The sequence below is a fragment of the Bradyrhizobium sp. Mp27 genome (assembly GCF_029953005.1).
Lineage (GTDB): Bacteria > Pseudomonadota > Alphaproteobacteria > Rhizobiales > Xanthobacteraceae > Bradyrhizobium > Bradyrhizobium barranii.
Map to the genome: position 1 here is coordinate 1 of NZ_JASAUS010000676.1, position 384 is coordinate 384.

Here is a 384-nt window from a genome sequence, read left to right on the forward strand (position 1 = left end):
CTCTCCGGCACAACGCGAGGTCCGGCTGCGAACCATCATCGACTGCGATCTCCTCGTGCTGGACGATCTATTCCTCGCACGCGCCATCCCCGACGACGCCGGCACTTTGCTGCAGACCCTGATCCATCAGCGTTACAAACTGCGCCGCAGCGTCATCGTCACCTCCAATCGCGTCGTGCAGGATTGGGGGGCATACCTTGGGGACAACACTATGAGCACGACGATCCTCGATCGCCTTATGCATCATTGCCATCTGCTTGAGTTCGACGGACGCAGCTATCGGCTCAAAGAAGCCGCTGAAGCTCTTGCCCGGGAAACAAACTCAAACTAACAGTCCCTTGTCCTGCCTCGCGGGTGGAGGAATTTGACTGACCACACCCGGAG

Annotated in this window: 1 pseudogene; it reads left to right on the plus strand. The window is 58.6% G+C overall.

Annotation, left to right across the window (positions count from 1 at the left end):
* Nucleotides 1-331 (plus strand): annotated as a pseudogene (gene istB, locus QJT78_RS52270) (IS21-like element IS1631 family helper ATPase IstB); the annotation flags it as partial.
* Nucleotides 332-384: the final 53 nt, after the last annotated feature.